At 40.3% G+C, this 23040-nt stretch carries 16 protein-coding genes; 9 read left to right on the top strand and 7 right to left on the bottom strand.

Annotated features, from left to right (window positions below; all coding sequences use genetic code 11):
- Positions 1 to 13: 13 nt before the first annotated feature.
- Together Q9317_RS01010 and Q9317_RS01005 are read right to left on the bottom strand one after the other, a co-directional pair.
- Complete coding sequence (locus tag Q9317_RS01010; RefSeq protein WP_016355776.1) at positions 14 to 2428, bottom strand: glycyl radical protein; 2415 nt, start codon at positions 2426 to 2428, stop codon at positions 14 to 16.
- A 152-nt stretch (positions 2429 to 2580) separates the two neighbouring features.
- Positions 2581 to 3324, bottom strand: a complete 744-nt coding sequence (locus tag Q9317_RS01005; RefSeq protein ID WP_003098873.1) for a DeoR/GlpR family DNA-binding transcription regulator — start codon at positions 3322 to 3324, stop codon at positions 2581 to 2583.
- A 124-nt stretch (positions 3325 to 3448) separates the two neighbouring features.
- Here Q9317_RS01005 and Q9317_RS01000 point away from each other — a divergent pair, with 124 nt between their 5' ends.
- Positions 3449 to 4225, top strand: a complete 777-nt coding sequence (locus tag Q9317_RS01000; protein ID WP_003098872.1) for a glycyl-radical enzyme activating protein — start codon at positions 3449 to 3451, stop codon at positions 4223 to 4225.
- A gap of 27 nt (positions 4226 to 4252) precedes the next feature.
- On the opposite strand, the gene Q9317_RS00995 is transcribed toward Q9317_RS01000, so the two are convergent.
- Both Q9317_RS00995 and Q9317_RS00990 read right to left on the bottom strand, forming a co-directional pair.
- On the bottom strand, positions 4253 to 4609 hold the full coding sequence (locus tag Q9317_RS00995; RefSeq protein ID WP_003098870.1) for a DUF2200 family protein: 357 nt from the start codon (positions 4607 to 4609) through the stop codon (positions 4253 to 4255).
- Between the two features lie 94 nt (positions 4610 to 4703).
- Positions 4704 to 5996: an adenylosuccinate synthase gene (locus Q9317_RS00990; RefSeq protein WP_003098869.1), complete on the bottom strand. Its 1293-nt coding sequence runs from the start codon at positions 5994 to 5996 to the stop codon at positions 4704 to 4706.
- Between the two features lie 362 nt (positions 5997 to 6358).
- On the opposite strand from Q9317_RS00990, the gene Q9317_RS00985 reads away from it, so the two are divergent.
- Positions 6359 to 7186, top strand: coding sequence for a 14-3-3 family protein (locus Q9317_RS00985; RefSeq protein WP_016355773.1), 828 nt, complete (start codon positions 6359 to 6361; stop codon positions 7184 to 7186).
- Positions 7187 to 7206: 20 nt separating this feature from the next.
- A complete protein-coding gene (locus Q9317_RS00980) occupies positions 7207 to 8457 on the top strand; it encodes a toxic anion resistance protein (RefSeq protein ID WP_305981562.1) in 1251 nt (416 codons plus the stop codon).
- A gap of 110 nt (positions 8458 to 8567) precedes the next feature.
- Here Q9317_RS00980 and Q9317_RS00975 read toward each other — a convergent pair whose 3' ends face one another.
- Complete coding sequence (locus Q9317_RS00975; protein WP_003098865.1) at positions 8568 to 10133, bottom strand: LPXTG cell wall anchor domain-containing protein; 1566 nt, start codon at positions 10131 to 10133, stop codon at positions 8568 to 8570.
- 261 nt (positions 10134 to 10394) lie between these two features.
- Between Q9317_RS00975 and Q9317_RS00970 the strand changes: the two genes are divergently transcribed.
- From Q9317_RS00970 to Q9317_RS00960, 3 genes are all read left to right on the top strand, one after another.
- Positions 10395 to 11882: an AcpB/EbpR/MafR family transcriptional regulator gene (locus Q9317_RS00970; RefSeq protein WP_016355769.1), complete on the top strand. Its 1488-nt coding sequence runs from the start codon at positions 10395 to 10397 to the stop codon at positions 11880 to 11882.
- Between the two features lie 589 nt (positions 11883 to 12471).
- Positions 12472 to 13914, top strand: coding sequence for an AcpB/EbpR/MafR family transcriptional regulator (locus Q9317_RS00965; protein ID WP_121791479.1), 1443 nt, complete (start codon positions 12472 to 12474; stop codon positions 13912 to 13914).
- Between the two features lie 261 nt (positions 13915 to 14175).
- Positions 14176 to 15675, top strand: coding sequence for a helix-turn-helix domain-containing protein (locus Q9317_RS00960; protein WP_003098850.1), 1500 nt, complete (start codon positions 14176 to 14178; stop codon positions 15673 to 15675).
- 66 nt (positions 15676 to 15741) lie between these two features.
- Here Q9317_RS00960 and Q9317_RS00955 read toward each other — a convergent pair whose 3' ends face one another.
- Complete coding sequence (locus Q9317_RS00955) at positions 15742 to 19326, bottom strand: accessory Sec-dependent serine-rich glycoprotein adhesin (RefSeq protein WP_003098847.1); 3585 nt, start codon at positions 19324 to 19326, stop codon at positions 15742 to 15744.
- Between the two features lie 350 nt (positions 19327 to 19676).
- On the opposite strand from Q9317_RS00955, the gene hslO reads away from it, so the two are divergent.
- From hslO to Q9317_RS00940, 3 genes are read left to right on the top strand one after another with little or no spacing between them, the layout of a single operon-like run.
- Positions 19677 to 20549 (top strand): Hsp33 family molecular chaperone HslO, encoded by an 873-nt coding sequence (gene hslO / locus Q9317_RS00950; protein WP_003098846.1) that lies wholly within the window; start codon positions 19677 to 19679, stop codon positions 20547 to 20549.
- Positions 20536 to 21513: a tRNA dihydrouridine synthase DusB gene (gene dusB, locus Q9317_RS00945; RefSeq protein ID WP_003098845.1), complete on the top strand. Its 978-nt coding sequence runs from the start codon at positions 20536 to 20538 to the stop codon at positions 21511 to 21513. Before hslO ends, dusB begins: the two co-directional genes overlap by 14 nt.
- Positions 21514 to 21530: 17 nt before the next feature.
- Positions 21531 to 22175, top strand: coding sequence for a deoxynucleoside kinase (locus Q9317_RS00940; protein ID WP_003098844.1), 645 nt, complete (start codon positions 21531 to 21533; stop codon positions 22173 to 22175).
- Between the two features lie 60 nt (positions 22176 to 22235).
- Here Q9317_RS00940 and Q9317_RS00935 read toward each other — a convergent pair whose 3' ends face one another.
- Positions 22236 to 23039 carry an ABC transporter ATP-binding protein gene (locus Q9317_RS00935; RefSeq protein WP_003098843.1) on the bottom strand — a complete coding sequence of 268 codons (804 nt, stop codon included), beginning with the start codon at positions 23037 to 23039 and terminating at the stop codon, positions 22236 to 22238.
- Between the last annotated feature and the right edge of the window lies 1 nt (position 23040).

The following is a 23040-nucleotide window of genomic DNA, read 5'->3' as shown; positions in this document are numbered from 1 at the left end:
GCTATTATTTCTCCTATAAGGTATGTTCTGTTCTTTCAATAATATCATCTTGTGTTGCTTTAGATAAGCTGTTAAAGAAGGCTGAATAACCTGCCACACGGACAATAAGGTCACGGTAATCTTCGGGATTTTCTTGCGCAGCTATTAGGGTTTCTCTAGAAACCACATTGTATTGAATATGATAGCCATGTAACCTGTTGAAAAAGGTTCTAAGCAAGGCTATTAATTTCACCTTATCCTCTTCTTTTGATAGGGTTTGTGGATTGACTTTCTGGTTTAAAAGGACACCACCCACAATTTCTTCTGTTCTTAGTTTAGAAACAGATTTCAATACTGAAGTTGGTCCTTTTTTATCCATACTATGCTCTGGTGAACACCCTTCGGCAAGTGGGGTTCCTGCGTGTCGACCATCTGGTGTTGCAAGGGTTGCCTTGCCTTGACCAACATTGGCTGAAATAGATGATGTTCCGGAATAGCGGATGCCACCAATTGGTCCACGGCCATAACGGGTATTGGGGTACTTAGCAATCTCATCAATATAGGTGTCATAGGCATCAACCACGAGTTGGTCAGCATAATCATCATCATTGCCATATTTTGGTGCTTCATTAATCAGCATTTGACGAATGGCTTCACCTTCTTCTCCAGCAAAGTCGGTTTCAAGGGCATGCCAGAGTTCTCGTGTTGTCAGACGTTCCTCTTCGAAAACTAATTTTTTTAGCGCAGCTAGTGAATCAGAAAGATTAGCAATCCCAACTTGCAAGCCTGAAATAAAATCGTAAACCGCTCCGCCTTCTTTCAGAGTCTTACCACGACCGATACAATCATCAGTCAAAGCAGAACAAAGAATATCTGGCACTTCTCGTTCCAAACCAAGGTCAATGGCATTTTCGACAATAACACTCATGCGGGTAATCTCACGCAAGGTTTCATCCCAAGCAGCTTTTAACTCTTCATATGAGGTCATCTCCGTAAAGTGTCCATGTCCTTTAGCGAAACGTTTACCCGAACTTGGATCAATCCCGTCATTCATGGTAATCAGTAAAATTTTAGGGAAATTAATGTAACTCATGCCAGTGCATCGATAGCCCCACTTCCCAGGTACAGCGGTCTCCACACAACCAATTGCTGAATAATTATAGGCATCTTCTTCCAAGACCCCTTTGTTAATAAAGGAAGGAATAATCACCTCATCATTATTCATGGCAGGCATGCCAAAACCAAGCTTCATGACCTCAATACACTCATTCATAAAACGCTTATCAAGACCAGCATGGTAGCGCACCGTCAAATTAGGCTGAGGCAATTTGGTTTGTGCAACACTCGTCAATACCCAGTAGGACATTGGATTCACGGCGTCTTTTTTGTCAATGGTTTGCCCTGCGATAGTGACATTTTGGTATAAAGGACTGCCTGCTGATGAGAAGGTATGTGATTGGCTGCGCACCTTATTGATGGTTAGGGTTTTAATCCACAAGTTGGTCAAGCGCTCAATGATCGATTCCTGACTTTCCCTCCCTGCTTCTATATCTGCCTGAGCATAAGGGTACATGTACTGATCAAAACGACCATAAGATAGAGAGTGACCGTTTGATTCAATTTGCAAAACACACTGAATAAACCAAACGGATTGCACCGCTTCTGCAAAAGTTTCTGCAGGCTGATAAGGGACTTTATCACAGATTCGAGCCATTTCTAACAACTCTTTTTGCCGGTCTGCACTTGCAGTCTCTGCCATTTGGCGAGCTAATTTTGCATAACGTTCTGCATAAGTCTTCACAGCAGCAATAACAATAAAGACAGAATCGTAAAAATGGTACTTATCAATGTTTTCAGGAACGGTTAAATCAAGGGCTGCCTTAGCTGCGCGTGCTCTTTTTTCAAAGCCTATCAAGCCTTCTTCTAAGAGTTTTTGGTAGTTTACCGCTAAGTGGGCATCTCCTGAATTCATCTTGCCTTCCATTCCAAAGAAGCCTGTTTCCATATAAACAGCAACTTCTTTAGGAAGGAGAACACCCGCTCTGGCACGTAAGGTATTGTTTTCCCAGAAAGGAGCAATACTGCGCAACTCTTCCTTGGTTTCCTCAGTAATGTAAAAAACATCACCGTCACGTTTTTCAAAAAGATCCAGTTCTTTCAACACAAAATCCAGAGTATATTCTGGGAAAATTGGAGCATCCTTGTTGGACGAAGCTTGGTTACCTGCAATCAAACTGTCGTCTTCAATGTAAATGGTCATTTTCTCCAAAATATTCTGCAACATGTAAGCACGTTTGAGATTGGCCGGCTTATCCATGTGTTTTTGGTAAGTCTCTGTTACTAAAAGGGCACGTTCTGCATCAATATAAGGCTTCTTGTTCAAAACGGATTCACGGTAACGGTTCATTCGTTCTGTTAAAGAGCCAAAATAAGCTTTTGATTCTGTCATAAAGTCACCTTTGTTTCTTTCGTAATTGTTTTTCTTTCTTTAGTAACTATTGTAGCACAAATAAGATTTTTTGTAAGTGCTTTCTTTTTTGACAAAAAGAAAACCATATCACAAGTCACTGTCATATGGTTATGTGTTAGCCTTCAAAGAACTCAAACAAAGGTCAATTGGATTCCTTTTTCAGTTAAGAATCGGCTGATGTTTGGATCTAAGTCTTTATCTGTTATCACTCCGTAGACTTTCTCAATGGAGAGTTGGTTAACAAGGCTTGTTTTTTGGAACTTGCTTGAATCCGTCAATATAATGGTTTTATCAGCAACACCTGACATGTAACGAACAACCTCTGAGCGCATCATGTCTTTGCCCATAAAACCTGTTTCTGCTGCGAAGCCATCGGTTCCAACAAAAAGATGATCCACATGAAATAGATTGAGCATTTCTTTCAAAAGAGGACCCACTGTCACTTCTGAGCTTGGCTGATAGTTCCCCCCTAGCAAAATGACCTGACAATTGGCATGTTGACGGACATGATTTGCAATAAAACACGAGTTTGTAATAATTTTGATATTGCGTTTGGTTTGACACAAAACTTCTGCCAGCAAGGCACAGGTCGAGCCTGATTCAATCATAATAGTGTCATTATCACCAATTAATTGAGCTGCCTGCTCTGCTATTTTCCGCTTAACCCTATAATGGTAAGAAAGACGGACATTGAGGTCATCGCCGCTGTTTAAAACCGCATAGCCATGCTCACGCCGTAAAAGCCCCTTACTTTCAAGCTTATCTAAATCCTTACGAATGGTTACTTTCGAAACTTTCAATTTTTCGGACAGATGGTTAACATTGACCCTTTGCGCCTCAGATACCATCTGAATAATTTTATCTAAACGATTCATTCTATACACCTCTTATCCATTTTATCAGTTTATAGAAAGTTTGCAAAGAAAAAGTAAATTACGAACGTAATTGATTTACTTTCGTTTCTGTGTTATGATGGCACTATAAGAAAGGATTAGGCTTATGACGACAGTATCTGGCATGGTTTTTAACATTCAACACTTTAGCATTCATGATGGCCCTGGTATCCGTACGACCGTTTTCCTTAAGGGTTGCCCTTTACGCTGCCCTTGGTGTGCCAACCCAGAATCCCAAAGCATGAAAGCTGAGAAAATGCTTACATCAGACGGCAAATGCTACGAGACCATTGGCCAAATCATGACCGTTGACCAAATCATCGAAGAAGTCCTCAAAGACCAAGACTTTTATGAGGAATCCGGAGGTGGCATCACCCTTTCAGGAGGTGAAATTTTTGCACAGTTTGATTTTGCCTTAGCCATCCTAAAGGCCGCAAAAGAGGTTGGACTGCATACTGCAATTGAAACCACCGCCTACACCAAAACACAGCAGTTTGCAGAGCTGGTAGAATATGTTGACTTCATCTATACCGATTTAAAACACTACAATCAGATCAAACACCGTCAAATGACTGGCGTTGCTAATAATCTTATCATCAAAAACATCCACCATGCTTTTCAAAAGAAAAAAGAAATGGTCCTCAGAATTCCTGTTATCCCTGATTTTAATGACAGCCTAGAAGATGCCAAAGCCTTCTCACAACTCTTTAAGAGCCTAGACATCACCCAAGTCCAACTCTTACCATTCCACCAATTTGGCGAAAACAAATACAAACTCCTAGGCAGAGATTACCAAATGGCCGACATCAAAGCCTACCACCCAGAAGAGTTAAAAGACTACCAAGACGTCTTCTTAGACCATCAGATTCATTGTTATTTTTAAAGCCCAAAAAGAGCCTCTCGGCTCTTTTTACTTTTCATACTTGTCTTTGATTTCGCCGACACTTTTGCCTTTGGCTAGCCAGTCCACTAGTTTGTCTAGTTGCCGTAATTTTTGCATGTTGTCATCTGTTATGGTCTCAATCTGCTGGCCACAGATTTTTCCAGTGATGTTTTTGCGATAGCTATTATAGGCGGGTGCCTGTTCTAAAAAGGCTCCGTAGGTCAACTCGCTTTGCTTTAGCTCTGCTATTTCCGCCAAGGAATACCCCATGAGCCAAGCTATCAGCGCATCCACATCTTTGGCGCTTGCGCCTTTACGCTCAACCTTAGCTGTTAGAGCCTTATAAATGGAGTGAAAAGACATGTTAAAAACCTTGTGACCCATTAATCTACCTCTCTTTTTGATTTGCTTTACCACAAGACATGAATCAAACGAAAAACCAGAGACAAAGTGATTTTATCTCCAGTTTTACTTATGCTTACATGCTATCCCAAACAGATTCAAGGATATTTGTTTGTTCGCGGCCTGGGCCTACTGAGAAAGTTGAGATGCGTACACCTACTAATTCACCAACTCGGCGAACATAGTTGCGGGCATTTTCTGGTAGGTCTTCTAAACTACGAACTCCTGTGATGTCTTCTGACCACCCTGGAAGCTCTTCATAGATTGGTTTACAACGGTTCAAGGTTTCAAGACTAGCTGGGTAGTAATCAATACGCTCACCATCGAGGTCGTAAGCCACACAAATCTTAACCGTGTCAAGTCCTGAAAGGACGTCAATAGAGTTAAGTGATAGGTTGGTAATCCCTGACACACGACGGCTATGGCGCATGACAACAGAGTCAAACCAACCGACACGGCGCGGACGACCTGTTGTTGTGCCGTACTCATGACCAATCTCACGAATACGTTCCCCAGTAGCATCAAACAATTCCGTTGGGAATGGTCCATCACCAACACGGCTAGTATAGGCCTTACATACCCCAACAACCTTGTCAATCTTACTTGGACCAACACCTGAACCAATGGTTACACCACCAGCAACAGGATTTGAAGAGGTTACAAATGGGTAAGTCCCTTGGTCAATATCAAGCATAACCCCTTGGGCACCCTCAAAAAGAACACGTTTACCTGAATCAAGCACGTCATTTAGGATTACTGAAGTATCCGTGACGTATTTTTTAATTTCTTGACCGTAAGCATAGTACTCTTCAAAGATAGCGTCAAAATCGATGGCTGTGCTGTCATACATTTTTTCGAATAAACGGTTTTTCTCCGCTAGGTTAATTCTCAAACGCTCAGCGAAAATCTCCTTGTCCAAAAGGTCGGCGATGCGGATACCAACGCGTGCTGCCTTATCCATATAGGCTGGGCCAATCCCTTTGATAGTAGTTCCAATTTTGTTATCGCCTTTAGACTCTTCTTGCAATTGATCAAGCTTGATATGGTATGGCAAGATAACATGGGCACGGTCTGAAATTCTAAGGTTATCAGTTGTTACACCTTCTTCGTGCAGATAAGCCAATTCCTTAACCAATGATTTCGGGTTAACAACCACTCCATTACCAATAACAGAAATTTTCTCAGGGAAGAAAATGCCTGAGGGAATCAAATGCAACTTGAACTTTTTACCATCGATAACGATGGTATGCCCCGCATTGTCTCCACCTTGGTAACGCGCGATCACTTCTGCATCTGCAGACAAGAAATCTGTGATTTTACCTTTACCTTCATCACCCCATTGGGTACCAACTACTACTACTGATGTCATATATACGATACAGGCTTGCCTAGAGGCAGAGGCCTTCACCTTTCTTGAAAAACATGGCAGGAATCTCACCTGCTGGTTTGTCTTACACTCTATTATAGCAAAAAATGATAAATAATGCCATGCATATGAATAATATTCAGGAAAAAAATAAATGTGACAGCGATTCCCCACACTCAAAAAGAAAATACCGAACATTAAAGAAATCACCCTTGCCAATCATCAAGTCATAAGTTCCTAAAAATGATCTCATACCCCCCTCAAAATCACGGTAATTCCTTTTAGAAAAGCATTTTTTAAGGTAAAATATGGGTAGAGACTGGGAATTCCCCCTCCCAAAAGATTGCAAGAAAGAGATAACAAAAATGCAAAAATTCGACCCCATTATTCGTCTTATCCCTAAAATGCCCAGATGGCTTTGGTTTTTAGTTTACGGCATTATCATCATTAACCTGAGTCAACTACTAGCAGATGGCTTTTTGTTCTTTGCCATGGTAGGCTTGGGTGTCACCTTTAGGGGTGTCCGGAAACGGCAAAGCTACCTGCAAAACCAAGACATGGCAAAACGGATTCAGCAGCTCAAAGATACGGTTCATCTAGCAGACCGTCAGAAGCGCCAGCTCAGCGACTACATCCTAAACAAGGACACCGAAAACTTTCAGTTGACCGCCAGACACCTCTTGGACAAACTCCAAAACATCAAATCAGAGTCCTATCAACTCAAAGAACATCTGCCTAAAGAGGTCTTTGACCGGATTAATAGCAAAGCTGATGAAGTCAAAGTGGAAACCTTACTGCAATTAGAGCATTTGCAAATCGAGCAAGAGCTGGACAGCGGTGCGGTATTTGAGCAGCAGATTGACAAGATTGCACCAGAACTGAAAGCATTCTATCATAATGTGCAAACCGATCATAAACGGATTCTGAAAAAACTTGAAGAAGCCGATAACACCGAAGAGTTAACAGCCATCCACAACAGTAGCATGCAGCAGTTTTATGATATTTTGACAGGTTATTTGCAGATTAAGGAGTCACCTAAAGACTACTACAATGCTCAAGAACGCTTGGACAAGGCGCTTGAAGCTATCAAGACGTTTGATTTAGACTTGGATGAAAACCTGCGCAAGCTCAATGAGAGTGCCTTAAAAGACTTTGAAGTTAGCCTGCGCATGATGCAGGACCCTAGAAACTAGCTATAGAAAGAGAGATCCCTATGAGTGACTTTAATTTTGATATTGACGCTATTGCCAACAGCAGTTTAAGCAAAACCGATAAAACCACTGAAATCATCACCGACTTACCCACAAACCAAACAGGCCAAGTTGCCTTTTTTGACAAATTATCCACAGAACAACAAGAGGCCATCACCGCTAAGGTTCCTGCCCTTGTGGATAACTTTATGAGCGACCAAAATGCCCTCTTAGATTTCGGGCAAGCTGCCGTTGAGGGGGTTAATGCTACTGTTAACCATATCCTTAGTGAGCAAAAAAAATTGGAAATCCCGCAGGTGGATGACCTACTTAAAAATACAAACAGAGAACTAAATGGCTTTATTGCAAAGTACAAGGATGCTAGCCCTGCTGATTTGGAAAAGAAACCAAACCTTTTGCAAAAACTCTTCAAACAAAGCAAGGACAGCCTGCAAGAATTCTACTTTGATTCTAAAAGCATTGAACAAAAAATAGACGGCATGGCTGCTGCCGTTGTCAAACAAGAAGACACACTAGCTCGCAACATTGTCTCGGCAGAACTCTTGATTGAAGACAATACCAAGTCTATCGAAAACCTGGTTGGGGTTATCGCCTTTGTCGAAGCCAGCCAAAAAGAAGCCTCAGCACGGGCAGTCGCTCTTCAAGAAGAACTCTCGACACTAGAGTCTACTACTCCTCAATACCAAAAAATCAGCAACCAGTTAGCCCGTACAACAGAAGTGATTAACACCTTAGAGCAACAACACACCGAGTACCTGAGCCGTATGTATGTGGCCTGGGCAACCACTCCGCAAATGCGGAATCTGGTCAAAGTGTCCTCTGACATGCGCCAAAAACTAGGGATGCTCCGTCGCAACACAATCCCAACCATGAAATTAGCCATTGCCCAACTTGGGATGTTGCAACAGTCGGTTAAGTCTGGGGTAACCGCTGATGCTATCGTTAATGCCAACAATGCAGCACTGCAAATGCTGGCTGAAACCAGCAAGGAAGCTATTCCAAAACTGGAACAATCAGCCCAAGGCACCACCCTTTCAATCCAGTCAGTCACTGCATTGGCAGAGAGCTTAGTGACCCAAAACAATGGCATTATCGCAGCCATTGATAGCGGCCGCCAAAAACGCAGCCAATTAGAACACGCTATCATCAAGTCAGCTGAAACCATTAATGACTCTGTCAAACTCAGGGACCAAAAAATTGTCCAAGCCCTCCTAGACCAAGGCCGCACCACACAAGAAGACATTAACAATTAAGCTCCCCCACAACTTCTACTGACATCAGTAGGAGTTTTGAATGTCAAAACCCCCTATAAGTCCAGTGGACTTATAGGGGGTGTGTCTATGAAAAGGTTGCAAGGGAAAGCTTATTCTTCCTCTTTGCGTTTACGGCCGTATGCTAGAGTACCAGCTCCAACCATAACCGCGATAGCACTTGCTGTGAAGAATGGGTTACCTGCTTTATCACCTGTTGATGGCAATTGGTTCTTAACAGCGTTGTTTTGACCGTTGTTAGCTGGAGTTTGCGCGTTTCCAGCAGCGTTTGCCATGCCTTTGGTGTTGCCCATTGGCATGTTGATCTTAGCAGCCAATTCTTTTTTGAGGCGTTCCAGTTCTTCTTGGAACTTAGCTTTTTCTTGTGCAGAATGGTTTGATTTTTCGTCAAAGTCTTTCTTAAGCGCTTCGATTTCTTTGTTCAAAGCTTCCACAAGTTTTTCTTTGTCAGCAAGAAGAGCATTTAGTTTGTCAAGCTCTTCAGCATGCTCTTTCTTCATTTTTTCAATAGTTGCTTCAAGTTCTGCTTTTTCAGCTTGAACTTTTTCCAATTCAGCTTTTGTTTCTGCTAGTTTAGTTTCAAGGTCTTTAGCTTCTGCTTGTGCTTTCTCAAGGTCTTTTTCAAGTTCTGCAACTTTAGTCCCTAAACCTTTAGCTTCTGCAAGAGCTTTTTCTAATTCTGCAACTTTAGCTTTAAGAGCAGGTTTTTCTTCTGCTTCTTTCTTAGCCGCTTCTAATGCTTTAGTCAAATCAGCAACAGTTGCTGTTAATTCTGTGTTGTTTGCTTCAAGTTCCGCAATCTTAGCATCTTTTTCTGCCAATTGTTTTTGAAGTTCAGCCTTTTCATTTTCTACTGTATAGTAAGAACTTTGAAGCGTATCTAATTCTCGTGCAGCTTGTTCCAAATCTGCTTTTAATTGCTCGTTAGCTGTAGATAGGCTTTGATTTTCACTATCAATATTTTCTAATTCTGTTTGTACTGCTGCAATTTTTTTATTAGCCTCTTCTTGAATTTCAGCCATTTTAGCTTTAATTGTTGCTGACTCTTTAGTCAAAGTATTGATAGTTGAAACAAGTGACTTTGTTACATCACGTAATGATTTCACTTGATTTTCAAGACCTGCTGAGCGAATTGCTTCATGCTCAGCAATCCTTGAAGCATTAGCAATCGAATCTTTAAGTTTATCTTTAGTATCTTTTAATTCTTTTTCTACTTGTTCTTTTTGATTTGTTAAATCCGTTTGTTTTGAATTAAGATCTGTAATTTTTGCTTCTGCTTCATTTAAATCTTTTTGTTTCTTTGATAAGAGCACTCCAGCTTCATTAATTCTTTCAACTTTACTTTTTAGAGTCTCTTCCATTCTTTTATTTTCCCAAGTTAAACGTTGGGTTTTATCAATTTCTTTTTCTAATTGTTGTAACGACATCCAAAAACCAAATCTTGGATTATTATTAGCATAACCTATTAATACTTCTCTAGTAACTACCTTTCTTAACGCTTCCATTTTTTCTTCCAAGGTTAATCTATCACTATCCGCTTTTACTGTTGTGACGCTTCCCATTGCACCACCGATGGTTGTGATTGCTGTTCCGGCAAGGACTGCTGATGTGATCATTTTGCGCAAGGCATGTTTACGGGCTTTGATTTGTTTAGCCATGTTTAGGGTTCTCCTTATTTTCTTCCTAATATTATGATTGCAATCTTGCTGCTCTTTGAGGGCAAGTTGGGTCAATCTATAAAATTAGTATATATGAGTTTTAAATGAGAATAAAGCCCAGTTTTTTAATGGTATTTTTAGCTTATAACCTTTTATTAAATGTTATAATAGTTATAATTAAAATAGTTACATTTTTATGAGCAATTTTAAACACTTTCTTCCTATTTAATAGGCCAAAAAATTCCTGCAGGAGGCAGATGCATGCCAAGTAAAAAAGATCTTTTTTCCACCCAACAACTCCGAGAACTTAATCTCATTAAATTACTGAGCCAAGACAAAGAGGCTTTTGATTATAAAACCATTTGCCGTCAACTGGATTGCTCTTTTATCACCCTGCAATCTGAGTTGGCCCACTTAAGCACCTTTCCAGGAATTTCTTCCTTTCCTTATATAGAGTCTCATTTGACCATTGATTACCATAAAGCTTACGGCCCACAAAAACTCTACCAGTCTGTTCTGCTTGACGCACCGACCCTTCGCTTGATGGAATCTTTCTTCTTTAATGAGTGCCACAATTTAGATACACTGGCTAGTAACCTCTTTATTAGCCTATCAACCTTAAAGCGTCTGATTAAACGAACCAACACTTACTTGAAACAAACCTTTGATTGTAAGATTGACATTAAACAGTTCAGTATCGTGGGCAATGAAAAGCAAATCCGACTCTTTTACCTCAAGTACTTTTCAGAAGCCTATGACAAACATGATTGGCCTTTTGACGACTTGGTTAGCGAGAGTGCTCTTGAAGACCTGATTCACCTCAGTGCTAAACAGCTGGATGCCCCAATTGACTACTCGCTGTTGCACCATTTAAAAATCATGGCTGGCGTCCACTTGGTGCGCTTCTCGCAAGGCTACCGTGTCAATGACGTTTATCCCCTAGCTCAAGACCTCTGCCACCAACTAGAGGATGAGTCTGCTTTTACTGATTTGCATGACAAGTTTGAAACAGACTTTCTAGAACCCCTTAACTGTCTGGCCTTGTCTGAAATGTTCTCTGCCTTCTTTTTGGAGGATGTCATGGTTAATTTCCAAAAGATTCCTCTAGCCGATGAGGACAATCAAAAAGTTGACTTCCATGATTGGAGCCAACTTATGCTTACTATTGAAAAGGGATTGCCCCTAGAAATCGCAAACAAGGACGAGATTTGCCGTCACTTACACAATGCAACCATTCTTGGGGACTATGATATTTATGAAAACTTTTTGATTTATGATTACCGTAAACCCTTCCTTGACTACTTTAAAAGCAACTACCCAGATTTATGGCAGTCTCTTTGTGATAGCATTGAAGCGACTTATGATAAGAAAGGCGTCGACATGCAAGACAAAGACCTCAATCACATGCTTTATGTCCTTTTAATTAACTGGGATAACCTTTTCATGCAACTAAGTAATGCCATTAGCAAGCAAAAACTCTTGGTCATTGAAAAGGGTTCTTGCAATGTGGGGCAATTTTTACAAGGCTTTGCAGGACAATTTTTTGACATTACCATTCACCAAGAAATGGACATCAAAAAAGCACATATTGAAGGCAAATACGATCTCGTCTTAACAGATGTCAGTCTTGAGCAGATTGACGGGGTCGATGTTTATTTCTTTAGTCAGTTGGTGCCAAGCATTGCCTTAGCGGAACTCAATAAGCATCTTAAACATAAGATCCAAAACCGCTTTAAACTGACCTCTTAAAAGGTTTTTCCTTCTTCCACCCTTTTTCGAAAACGTTCACATTAAAAGTCACTTTCATTATAGGGGAGATAGCTGTTAATTTGAAGTCCAGTCTTTGCAACACCCATTTAAAAACCGGTTTAATGGCTTAAGCATAAGCATTAAACTGTCCAAAAATAGTTTTTATTATCTGTTTTAGAGAGAAGTTGGGTTTTTCCTTCTCTTTTTTTATTTTCTGTCAATGACAAATATGTCATTGTTTTTTTATTGAAGCCATGATATATCACAGCAATTCTAACTTGAAATTTCACATAAAGACACAGGGATTATTATAAATAATTTTACACATCAAATAAAAATCATCTTTTATGATTTTATTCAACAATTGAATAAAATCGCCAAATTAGAAGCTTTTCTTCCTAATTAAAAGACACAATCCCTTGAAAATATACAGAGGCCTGAAAAAAATGAAGTTTTTATTATTTGACATCTTTTGGTAATTAAGTTAATGTATTAAAGTAATTCCACTCGAAATATTCACATTAAAGCTCAACATAACTTAATAATCTAGCAATGAAAATGGCTTTTTCATTGCTACTGAGGAGGTAGTATGCCATTTAATATTGGACTTTTTACTAGTCAACAAGTTCGAGAATTAAAACTTATTATGCTTTTGAAAAAGCAAAAGACTCTGCGTGATTACAAGAGCATTTGTCAACAGCTCAATTGTTCTTTTTTAACGCTTCAAACAGAAATCGCTACCTTACAAGCATTTCCTGAAATCAAGGATGTCCAATATATTTATTCACACCTAAAAGTTCAATTTGAGGAACAATTTGGTGCCCGTAAACTTTACCAATCGGTTATTTTGGAATCTAATGGCCTACGCCTGTTAGAGGAGCTTTTCCTGAGTGACTTTGATTCGGTTGACGTCTTGGCTGAAGAGCTTTTTATCAGTTTATCAACGCTAAAACGCCTCTTCAAAAAGACCAACACCTATTTAGATGCTCATTATGATTTTGTCATTGACATCAAAGAGCTTGCTTTAAGCGGAGACGAGACTTCTATTCGTTTGTTTTACCTGCGCTATTTTTCTGAAGCCTATGACCAACACGTTTGGCCTTTTTCAGGCTACTTGGAAGAAGATTTGGTTGACCAATTATTAGAGAAGTCACCTCTTGGGCAACTGGCTGAGCAGGATTTCTCCCTGTACCATCATCTGAAAATTTTAACAGCCATTAACCTTCTTCGTCTGCAAAAAGGCTACCGAACGGGGCGCTTTTTTGACAAGAGTCTGGACTGGTTTTTGGGGCAGGATTTTGCGGAGTTAGAAAATACTCTTGGTTTGACCCTGTCTGCGGAGACCTTGTCTGAGATTTTTGGGGATTATTTACAGGAGGGCTTGCTGTTTGAAGAAACTGACATTGAAGAGGCCTCTCAGAATAAACTGACTGTGGCTCTTGAAGCACTTGGTCATTTGGAAGAAACATTTGGGCTGGCTATCACCAATCAAAAGCAAGTGGCGGCTATGTTTCATAACGCGCTTTTGCTTGGTCCTTGGGATCAGCATCAGGCCTTTTTAATCTATGACTACCGTCAGGATTACTTGGATTATTTTAAATCGGATTACCCTAAGCTGTATCAGGAGATTGAAAAACGCTTGAAAACGGTGTTTGAGCCCTATTGCCATCCTTTTAGTGATAAGGATTTTGAGCATTTGGCTTATATTCTGTTGATTTCTTGGGACAATCTCTTTTTGCATTTGAGTCATCAGATTAAAAAACACCGTCTTTTGATTGTCGAGAGGGGATCTCATAATGTGGGGCAGTTTTTACAGGCCTACTTGGGGCAATTTTTTGAGATTACTCTCTTTAAGGGGCATGATTTGAAGACTCTGGATATTGAAAGAAACTTTGATTTGGTCTTGACAGACACCATTTTGGAGGAGATGACAGATGTTTCCGTCTACTATTTCAGCCAGTTAGTGCCAAGCTTAGCCTTGTCACGTCTTAATAAGTATCTGCGGGAAAATCTGCAAAAAGAATTCCAGTAAGAGGGGACTTGCTGTGAATTGGCATTGCTTGATAGGTTGAATATGGGCTTGAAAAGCCCGTGACTTATCTTGTTTTAAGGGGTAAGAGTGAGTTTGTTCAATAACTGTTCGAGTGGCAGCATTAGCAAACTCTCTTTTACTGCTTTTATCTTATTTGTGCCATTGCTTTATCAGTGGCACTTCTGTAAAATGATTAATGGAGAACTGTCCAGTAGTCGCAGGCTTTAGGGCTACTGGCAATTTTAAGAGGGGAGAGCTCTTTTGATTGAACATTATTTAGAGCAAAAAATTTTAGATAAGAAAAATCTGCTGGAGGTGTTGTTTAATAGCCCAGTGATTTCTCTAGCTGATCTTAGTTTGAAAACAGCTTTGTCTGCTTCACAGGTTAAGAAATACATGGCCCATTTGAGTGCTATGTTTACTGGAAAACTGTGGGTTAATATTGACAAAGGTCTGGTTACTTGCCAGTTCAGCTCCGTCAGTAAAACTGTTTTTTTACATGCTATTTACAATCAGTCACAAGTTTTGCAAATGCTCACTTTTTTAGTGACAAATGATGAGGCAAAACAACCCCTTGGGGTCTTTACCAAGGAACGGTTTTTATCCACTTCTGCTGCTTATAGGACCCGTGAAACCATTGTTGCTCTTTTGCAAGAGTTTGGGCTAGGTCTGTCTAAAACAAGCATCTGTGGGGAAGAGTATCGGATTCGATTTTTCATTGCTTTCTTGCAGTCGAAATTTGGTCTTAAACTCTGTGAATTGACAGCTAAAGACAAGATGGTTATCCGTGAATTTTTATTTACAGGCTCAACCAACTTACGGGCTTCTGAAACCTTATCTGAGTCCTTTGTCTTTTATGATATTTTGTTGGCCCTTTCTTGGAAACGGCATGACAAGGGGGTTGAAAACCCACCTTCAGAAATGTTAAAGCAGTTAAAAACCTTCTTTGTCTACGAGGATATTCACCATTGTGCAAAGCAGATTATTGAACCTCGCTACAAGATTCGTTTTGGACAAAGGGATTTTGATTACCTCTTGTTGATTCATTTGACGGCTGCTAATTCTTTTGCTGCTCAAAAATGGTCAGATGGGCATACTGAGCAACTCTTGCTGATTTTTAAATCCCATCCTGCTTTTGCTTCCCTTTACCAGGCTGTTTCAGACTTGCTGCCTTTGGCACCGAAAAATGATGACCGTTTACTAAAAATTGTTATCTTTTTTGCCAGGTATTTCATTTTAGATGTGCAGCAGTTTATTCCTGAACCCCATTATTTTTCGTCAGATCATTATCCGGGCAATCCCAAGGTTGTGGCTGCTCTTAGGCCTATTGTCACTGACTGGTTAGGTCAACATAACAGGACGTCACTGAATCAGCACTACTTTTTCTTGTTTTGCAGCCATATTGAGCAATGGCTTCGCAACACTTTAGCACCGCTTCAAGTCACCTTAATCACAAGTGATGCTATTAATGACCAGCTGATCAGGGAATATCTCGATAATTACTTATCGTCTGAGACGATCTCTTTTTCGACTTACTATTCGTTGGCAGATGATATCTATAAGATTAAACAGGCTTCGCCTGATCTTGTGATTACGCATCAGGACTTGATTCCATTTGTAAAAAAGGAGCTAGCACAGGGAAGTTATGTCACGCATTTTGACTATGTGAACCCGCATGAGCACCTTAATAGAATCCAACATAAGATTCTCTGCTTGCAAGAAGAGCACTATCAACAGCATATTGCACAACATTTTTTATGACACTAACAAAATATCCCCTTATAGTCATATAAGAGGATGTTTTTGTGGTCATTATAGTAAGAAAAATTAGGCTTTCCCTTTTTTCTTCTTGGTCAAGAGAGCTCCACCCAGCAATGCACCGACACCGACTAAGTTAGCAAGAGAAGCATTGTCTCCAGTATGTGGAAGTGCTGCTTTTTTAGCTGTTTCAGAATGCATAGGCTTTTGACTTGTCGAATCACTATTGCTTGATGACATCGACGTCGACTCTGAAGGTGATGTGCTTTCACTTAGTGAAGAACTTTCACTTTGTGAAGTTGAGATTGACTCAGAAACTGACATGCTCTCACTGCTTGAGGCACTTTCGCTTTGCGAGGTTGAGACTGATTCTGACGTCGACAGGGACTCACTGGTTGAGGCACTTTCACTTTGCGACGTTGAGACTGATTCTGAAGTCGACATAGATTCACTCATTGAGGCACTTTCACTTTGTGAAGTTGAGATTGACTCGGAAGTCGACATAGATTCACTCATTGAGGCACTTTCACTTTGTGAAGTTGAGACTGATTCTGACATCGACATACTCTCACTTGTTGAAGCACTTTCACTTTGTGAGGTTGAGACTGACTCTGAGGTCGACATGGACTCACTTAATGAAGTACTTTCGCTTTGCGATGTTGAGATAGATTCTGAGGTCGACAGGGACTCACTGTTTGAAGCACTTTCACTTTGTGAGGTTGATGCAGATTCCGAAGTAGACATACTTTCACTCATTGAGGCACTTTCGCTTTGCGAGATTGAGACAGATTCTGAGGTCGATAGAGACTCACTAGCTGAGCCACTTTCACTTTGTGAACTAGAGACTGACTCTGAGGTTGACATGGACTCACTTAATGAAGTCGAAGATGAACTTAATAGACTATGACTGTTAAAAACTTTTGTACTATTTGAAACTGAGGTTGATTCTGAACTTGATTGACTTTCAGTCAATGAACCACTTTCACTTTGTGAACTAGAGACCGACTCTGATTTTGACTGGGACTCACTGGTTGAGGCACTTTCACTTTGCGAGGTTGAGACTGATTCTGAGGTCGACAGGGACTCACTTAATGAAGAACTTTCACTTTGTGAAGTAGAGGCTGATTCTGAGGTTGACACTGACTCACTGCTTGAAGCACTTTCACTTTGTGAGGTTGAGACAGATTCTGAAGCCGACAGGGACTCACTGGCTGAGGCACTTTCACTTTGCGAAGTTGAGACTGATTCTGAAGCCGACATGCTCTCACTCATTGAGCTACTTTCACTTTGGGATGTCGAGACAGATTCTGAGGTCGACATAGACTCACTTAATGAACTACTTTCACTTTGCGATGTTGAGACTGATTCTGAAGCCGACATAGACTCACTGGCTGAGGCACTCTCACTTTGTGAGGTTGAAAATGACTCTGAAATTGACATGCTCTCACTCATTGAAGCACTTTCACTTTGTGAGGTTGATGTAGATTCAGAAGTTGACATGGACTCACTCATTGAAGCACTTTCACTTTGTGAAGTAGAGATTGACTCGGAAGTTGACATGCTCTCACTCATTGAAGCACTTTCACTTTGTGAGGTTGAGACTGATTCTGACGTCGACATGGACTCACTGCTTGAAGCACTTTCACTTTGTGAGGTTGAGACTGACTCTGAAATCGACATGGACTCACTTAATGAAGAACTTTCACTTTGTGAAGCAGAGATTGACTCCGATGTTGACATGGACTCACTAGCTGAAGCACTTTCACTTTGCGACGTTGAGACTGACTCCGATGTTGACATAGACTCACTTAATGAAGCACTTTCACTTTGCGACGTTGAGACCGATTCTGACGTCGACATGGACTCACTGCTTGAAGCACTTTCACTTTGCGACGTTGATGCAGATTCTGAAGTCGACATAGACTCACTGGCTGAAGCACTCTCACTTCGTGAGGTTGAAAACGACTCTGAAGTTGACATGCTCTCACTCATTGAGCTACTTTGACTAGCTGATGTTAAAACTGACTCTGAAAGTGATTGGCTTTCTCTTATTGAAGTTGAAGCCGACTCTGAGTTTGATAGACTTTGCGATTGGGAATTATAATCAACTACTCCTTCACCCGAGCTACCGTACAATCTAACTCCTGCAGCATACTTAACTCCCTCTTGATAATAACTGTTTAGAGGTTCTATTGTTGTTGATACACTTAAAGTTTTACTATCTTTTTCAGCTGAACCCTCAACAACAATAATAAATTTTTCTTGAATATATGATTTGTCCCAGTAAATAACTCTTGCATTGGCTTCCGAATTAAATTCGCTTCTAAAATTTTGAGTAACATCTTCAAACTTATTAGTATTCAAATAATCTTCATTCATACTTTCGGATAGTAAATCTGAACCTATTAATTTATAAATTTTATAATTAACTTTCGATAAATCTATATGACTATCCTGATCAGCATTTTGAATTACACTTACTAACGGAGAAAAATTTGAAGTTGAAATCAATTTTCCTAATGGATTTATTTGCGTAACATATTTAAATGAAAAATCGGTAAAATTAGCTTTTATAATTCTTGAATCAACATTATAATTCCCATGTTGTAAGGGTATTTCATATTTAACATCAACGACTTTTTCAAATATCTGATTCCCTAAAGTTAAAGAAATTTTAACATTTGAAGTTGTATTAGGAATTGTCTGATCGTCTATAAATAAACTTAACTCAGCCGAAGCTTTGATATTTGAATGTGGCTGAACTATATCCGTAAAAATATATTTAATGTTATGAGTACTATCGTCATATTTCCCTACAGCTATTAATTCATTATTTTCATTTAAAATAGGAAATTCTATTTCATTAAGACTAATTCCATGTCCATCTAAAGTGTTAGAAAGCGAAACTGATATAAAATCTCCTGGCGAGATATCCTGAATAGAAAAATTCAACTTCGTACTAACATACCCGCCCTTATCCATCTCAATAAGATTAGAATCGCTAAAAGTAACCATAGGATTTGATATGTTAGCAGTCACATCTTTTCCTGTTGTCGCTATTGCGCTAGGAGTTTCTGTTTCTGCTTCTGCTGCTAATGCAAGTGGAACTGGTTCAAAAGATCCTTGGGTTGCTGCTGAAACCATGGCTCTTGGTTGAAGGAGGGATGGTGTGGCTGTTTCTGAGGCTAGGGCTACTTGTGAGGCTGAGGCACTTTCGCTGTTAGACAGGGATTGTGACTGGCTCTCTGAGCTTGATAAGGAGCTCCTTTCTTGATTGTCTTTGACTGTTTCTGTAGTGCTTGGGCTTGTTTCTGTGACAGTAACCGTATCCATTGTAACAGTATCAGTCATGGTTAGGGGCTGCTCTGTAGCTCCTGTGACTTCTTCAGCCATAACATGGTCTGCTAAGACCAATGACCCACCAAGCATGGCACCGGTGGCTGCTATCCCTCTTAGCAGGCTGACAGCATGGGAATGTTTTTGGATATCATCTTCTAGCGCTTGAACCTTAATGTCTTGTGTTGCAAGCCCCTTAAAGAAACGCAATAAGCCTATATTTGACACAACCGTGCGCACCCAATTTTTCCCAGATTTATGCATTTTTACCCGAGTTTGGCGTGACGATTCCTGATATTGGTGTTTTTGTTTTAGCATGTCTCTCTCCATAACTACTGTAGTTGTCTCTCTTTTTAATTCTAGTCTGACCTCATTATTCTGAAACACTTCAAGGACACATCTTGCTTAAAAGAATCAAGGCTAGCAAGATTCACTAAGTCGATGATTTAAATTGTATACAATATAATGAACAACTTTTTAAAGTTTATCATTTGTTGAAAAATTAAAATAGTATTTTGATTCCTGTTTTTTCCCATTTTTTTCATTTCTTTTTGTAAATTTTGGGAAAAATTAATTGTAAGGGTTTCCCTATGGCGTCGTAAAATGATCTCGACAAATACAGACCACAGGCAATACAAGCATCGGAGCTTTATGCTATAATAATAGCTATGGATAAAATTATTAAATCGTTAGCAGCATCTGGCTCTTTTAGAGCCTTTGTTCTTGACAGCACTGAGACTGTTAAGACTGCTCAAGAAAAACACAAGACCCTATCATCATCTACCGTAGCCCTTGGCCGTACCTTGATTGCCAACCAAATCATGGCAGCCAACCAAAAAGGTGACAGCAAAATCACAGTAAAGGTCATCGGGGACTCTTCTTTTGGTCATGTCATTTCTGTGGCTGACACTAAAGGTCATGTCAAAGGTTACATTCAAAATACTGGTGTTGATATCAAAAAAACAGCGACTGGCGAAGTAGTTGTTGGCCCCTTTATGGGAAATGGCCATTTTGTCACGATCATTGATTACGGAACAGGTAATCCCTACACCTCAACAACTCCATTGATTTCAGGAGAGATTGGCGAAGACTTTGCTTATTATTTAACGGAATCAGAGCAAACACCATCTGCTGTTGGTCTTAATGTTCTTTTAGATGACAAGGACCAGGTTAAGGTGGCTGGTGGTTTTATGGTGCAAGTCTTGCCTGGTGCTTCTGAGGAAGAAATTGCCCGTTATGAAAAACGCCTGCAAGAAATGCCTTCTATTGCAAGTTTGCTGGAGTCAGAAGACCATATTGAAGCTCTTCTTTCAGCTATTTATGGCGATGAGCCTTATAAACGCCTATCAGAAGAGCCCTTAAGTTTCCAATGCGACTGCAGTAAAGAGCGTTTTGAATCAGCCCTTATGACCCTGCCAACCAGTGATCTTGAAGAGATGATTCAAGAAGACCATGGCGCTGAAATTGTCTGCCAATTCTGTCAGACAACCTATACCTTTAATGAGAATGATTTGAGAGGGATTATCAATGACAAAGCTTAATTCATCTTTTATGATTGGGACTGTTGAAATCCCACACCGCACTGTTTTAGCTCCTATGGCTGGGGTAACAAACTCAGCTTTTAGAACCATCGCTAAGGAATTTGGCGCTGGTTTGGTTGTAATGGAGATGATTTCTGAAAAAGGACTCCTTTACAATAACGAAAAAACCTTGCACATGTTGCATATTGACGAAACAGAGCACCCAATGTCTATCCAGCTTTTTGGTGGGGATGCTGAAGGCCTAAAGCGGGCTGCAGACTTCATTCAAACAAACACCAAAGCAGATATCGTTGACATCAATATGGGCTGTCCTGTTAACAAGGTGGTCAAAAACGAAGCTGGTGCAAAATGGTTGCGTGATCCTGATAAAATCTACCACATTGTTTCAGAAGTGACCTCAGTACTTGACATTCCTCTGACTGTCAAAATGCGCACGGGTTGGGCTGATAGCTCACTAGCTGTTGAAAATGCCCTTGCTGCTGAAGCTGCTGGGGTGTCTGCCTTAGCCATGCACGGTCGTACTCGTGAGCAAATGTATACAGGAACTTGTGACCATGAAACTTTGGCCCGTGTTTCAAATGCCATTACAAAGATTCCTTTTATTGGTAACGGAGATGTGCGTAATGTTCAAGATGCTAAATACATGATTGAAGAAGTTGGCGTTGATGCCGTTATGATTGGTCGCGCAGCTATGAACAATCCTTATCTTTTCACCCAAATTAACCACTTCTTTGAAACTGGCCAAGAATTACCAGATTTACCATTTGCTAAGAAACTAGACATCGCAGAGGATCACTTGCGACGGTTGATTGCCCTTAAAGGTGAGACTATTGCTGTTCGTGAATTCCGTGGCTTGGCTCCTCACTACCTTCGTGGGACTGCTGGTGCTGCTAAAGTCCGTAGTGCTGTTTCACGCGCCGATACCTTGGCTGAAGTTGAAGCTATTTTTGACCAAGTTCGTTAGAAGTCTGAAGGAGAATCATGTTGATTGTATTAGCCGGAACAATTGGAGCTGGTAAAAGCTCTCTTGCTGCTGCTCTTGGGGAGCATTTGGGAACAGAAGTTTTCTACGAAGCTGTAGACAATAACCCTGTGTTAGACCTTTACTACCAAGACCCTAAGAAATATGCCTTTTTATTGCAAATTTTCTTTTTAAACAAACGGTTTAAGTCCATTAAAGAGGCCTATAAAGCCGACAATAATATCCTTGACCGTTCTATCTTTGAAGACGAGCTCTTTTTGACCATTAACTACAAAAATGGTAATGTGTCTGAGACAGAACTCGATATCTACAAAGAACTTTTAGCTAATATGTTAGAAGAACTAGATGGCATGCCTAAGAAAAGCCCTGACTTGCTCATCTATATTGATGTGTCTTTTGACAAGATGTTAGAGCGTATCCAAAAACGTGGCCGTGACTTTGAACAGACGGATGATAATCCTGACTTAGAGGCTTACTACAGCCAAGTTCACGATGAATACCCAGGTTGGTATGATAGCTATGATGTCTCTCCTAAGATGAAGATTGATGGCGACCAATTGGACTTCGTTCAAAATCCTGATGATTTAAAAACGGTTTTAGAACTGGTTGATGCCAAATTACGCGCATTAGGTCTCAAATCATAAAAAAACAGATCGCCAAAGACGTCTGTTTTGAAAAGTCGACCCTTAGAGTCGGCTTTTTGATTACCCTAAAACAAGAGCATCATCTGTCAGTTCATGACCACTGTTTTGGTGGAAAAGCTCCATGAGTTGAGCGACAGTAAGGTTTTCTTTTGCTTTGCCTTTAACATCTACCACAATTTTGCCATGGTGTAACATCACAAGTCTATTACCATATGCAATTGCATTTTCCATGTTATGTGTGATCATAAGAGTTGTCAGCTGGTGATTCTTAACTATTTTATCTGTTAATTGCATGACCATATCACTGGTTTTGGGATCTAAGGCTGCTGTGTGTTCGTCAAGCAACAAGACCTTTGGTTTTTCTAGCGAAGCCATAAGCAGCGTCAAAGCTTGCCGTTGTCCACCTGATAGGAACTGAGTATCAACCTTGAGGCGATTCTCTAAATGCAATCCTAATTCTTTCAGTGACTCTTGAAATACTTTGCGGTCCTCTTCTTTAACGCCCCAGCCAAGTCCACGTTTTTTTCCACGACGGTAAGCAATGGCCATGTTTTCTTCAATGCTTAAGCGCGAAGCTGTTCCCATTTTGGGATCTTGAAAAACACGGCTAATGTCACGAGCTCGTTTGTTGGCAGAGAGGTTTTTAATGGACTTTCCTTCCAGTAAGATGTCGCCTGAATCGATGCTTAGTGTGCCTGCTAGTGTGTTCATCAAGGTTGATTTGCCGGCGCCGTTTCCTCCGATAATTGAGATGAAGTCTCCTTCTTCCACGTCTAAAGAGAGCCCTCTAAGGACATGGTTCTCATTGACAGTTCCTGCTTCAAAAACTTTATGAATCTCTTGTAATGCTAATAATGGTGACATA

The organism is Streptococcus iniae, assembly GCF_030732225.1.
GTDB lineage: Bacteria > Bacillota > Bacilli > Lactobacillales > Streptococcaceae > Streptococcus > Streptococcus iniae.
Note: the sequence above shows the minus strand (reverse complement) of the source record. Positions and strands in the feature narration are given on the sequence as shown.

What these genes read in the sequence shown, in the direction of transcription:
- Q9317_RS01010 (WP_016355776.1), bottom strand. Translation starts at nt 2,428, where the DNA reads ATGACAGAATCAAAAGCTTATTTTGGCTCTTTAACAGAACGAATGAAC.
- Q9317_RS01005 (WP_003098873.1), bottom strand. Translation starts at nt 3,324, where the DNA reads ATGAATCGTTTAGATAAAATTATTCAGATGGTATCTGAGGCGCAAAGG.
- Q9317_RS01000 (WP_003098872.1), top strand. Translation starts at nt 3,449, where the DNA reads ATGACGACAGTATCTGGCATGGTTTTTAACATTCAACACTTTAGCATT.
- Q9317_RS00995 (WP_003098870.1), bottom strand. Translation starts at nt 4,609, where the DNA reads ATGGGTCACAAGGTTTTTAACATGTCTTTTCACTCCATTTATAAGGCT.
- Q9317_RS00990 (WP_003098869.1), bottom strand. Translation starts at nt 5,996, where the DNA reads ATGACATCAGTAGTAGTAGTTGGTACCCAATGGGGTGATGAAGGTAAA.
- Q9317_RS00985 (WP_016355773.1), top strand. Translation starts at nt 6,359, where the DNA reads ATGCAAAAATTCGACCCCATTATTCGTCTTATCCCTAAAATGCCCAGA.
- Q9317_RS00980 (WP_305981562.1), top strand. Translation starts at nt 7,207, where the DNA reads ATGAGTGACTTTAATTTTGATATTGACGCTATTGCCAACAGCAGTTTA.
- Q9317_RS00975 (WP_003098865.1), bottom strand. Translation starts at nt 10,133, where the DNA reads ATGGCTAAACAAATCAAAGCCCGTAAACATGCCTTGCGCAAAATGATC.
- Q9317_RS00970 (WP_016355769.1), top strand. Translation starts at nt 10,395, where the DNA reads ATGCCAAGTAAAAAAGATCTTTTTTCCACCCAACAACTCCGAGAACTT.
- Q9317_RS00965 (WP_121791479.1), top strand. Translation starts at nt 12,472, where the DNA reads ATGCCATTTAATATTGGACTTTTTACTAGTCAACAAGTTCGAGAATTA.
- Q9317_RS00955 (WP_003098847.1), bottom strand. Translation starts at nt 19,326, where the DNA reads ATGCTAAAACAAAAACACCAATATCAGGAATCGTCACGCCAAACTCGG.
- hslO (WP_003098846.1), top strand. Translation starts at nt 19,677, where the DNA reads ATGGATAAAATTATTAAATCGTTAGCAGCATCTGGCTCTTTTAGAGCC.
- dusB (WP_003098845.1), top strand. Translation starts at nt 20,536, where the DNA reads ATGACAAAGCTTAATTCATCTTTTATGATTGGGACTGTTGAAATCCCA.
- Q9317_RS00940 (WP_003098844.1), top strand. Translation starts at nt 21,531, where the DNA reads ATGTTGATTGTATTAGCCGGAACAATTGGAGCTGGTAAAAGCTCTCTT.
- Q9317_RS00935 (WP_003098843.1), bottom strand. Translation starts at nt 23,039, where the DNA reads ATGTCACCATTATTAGCATTACAAGAGATTCATAAAGTTTTTGAAGCA.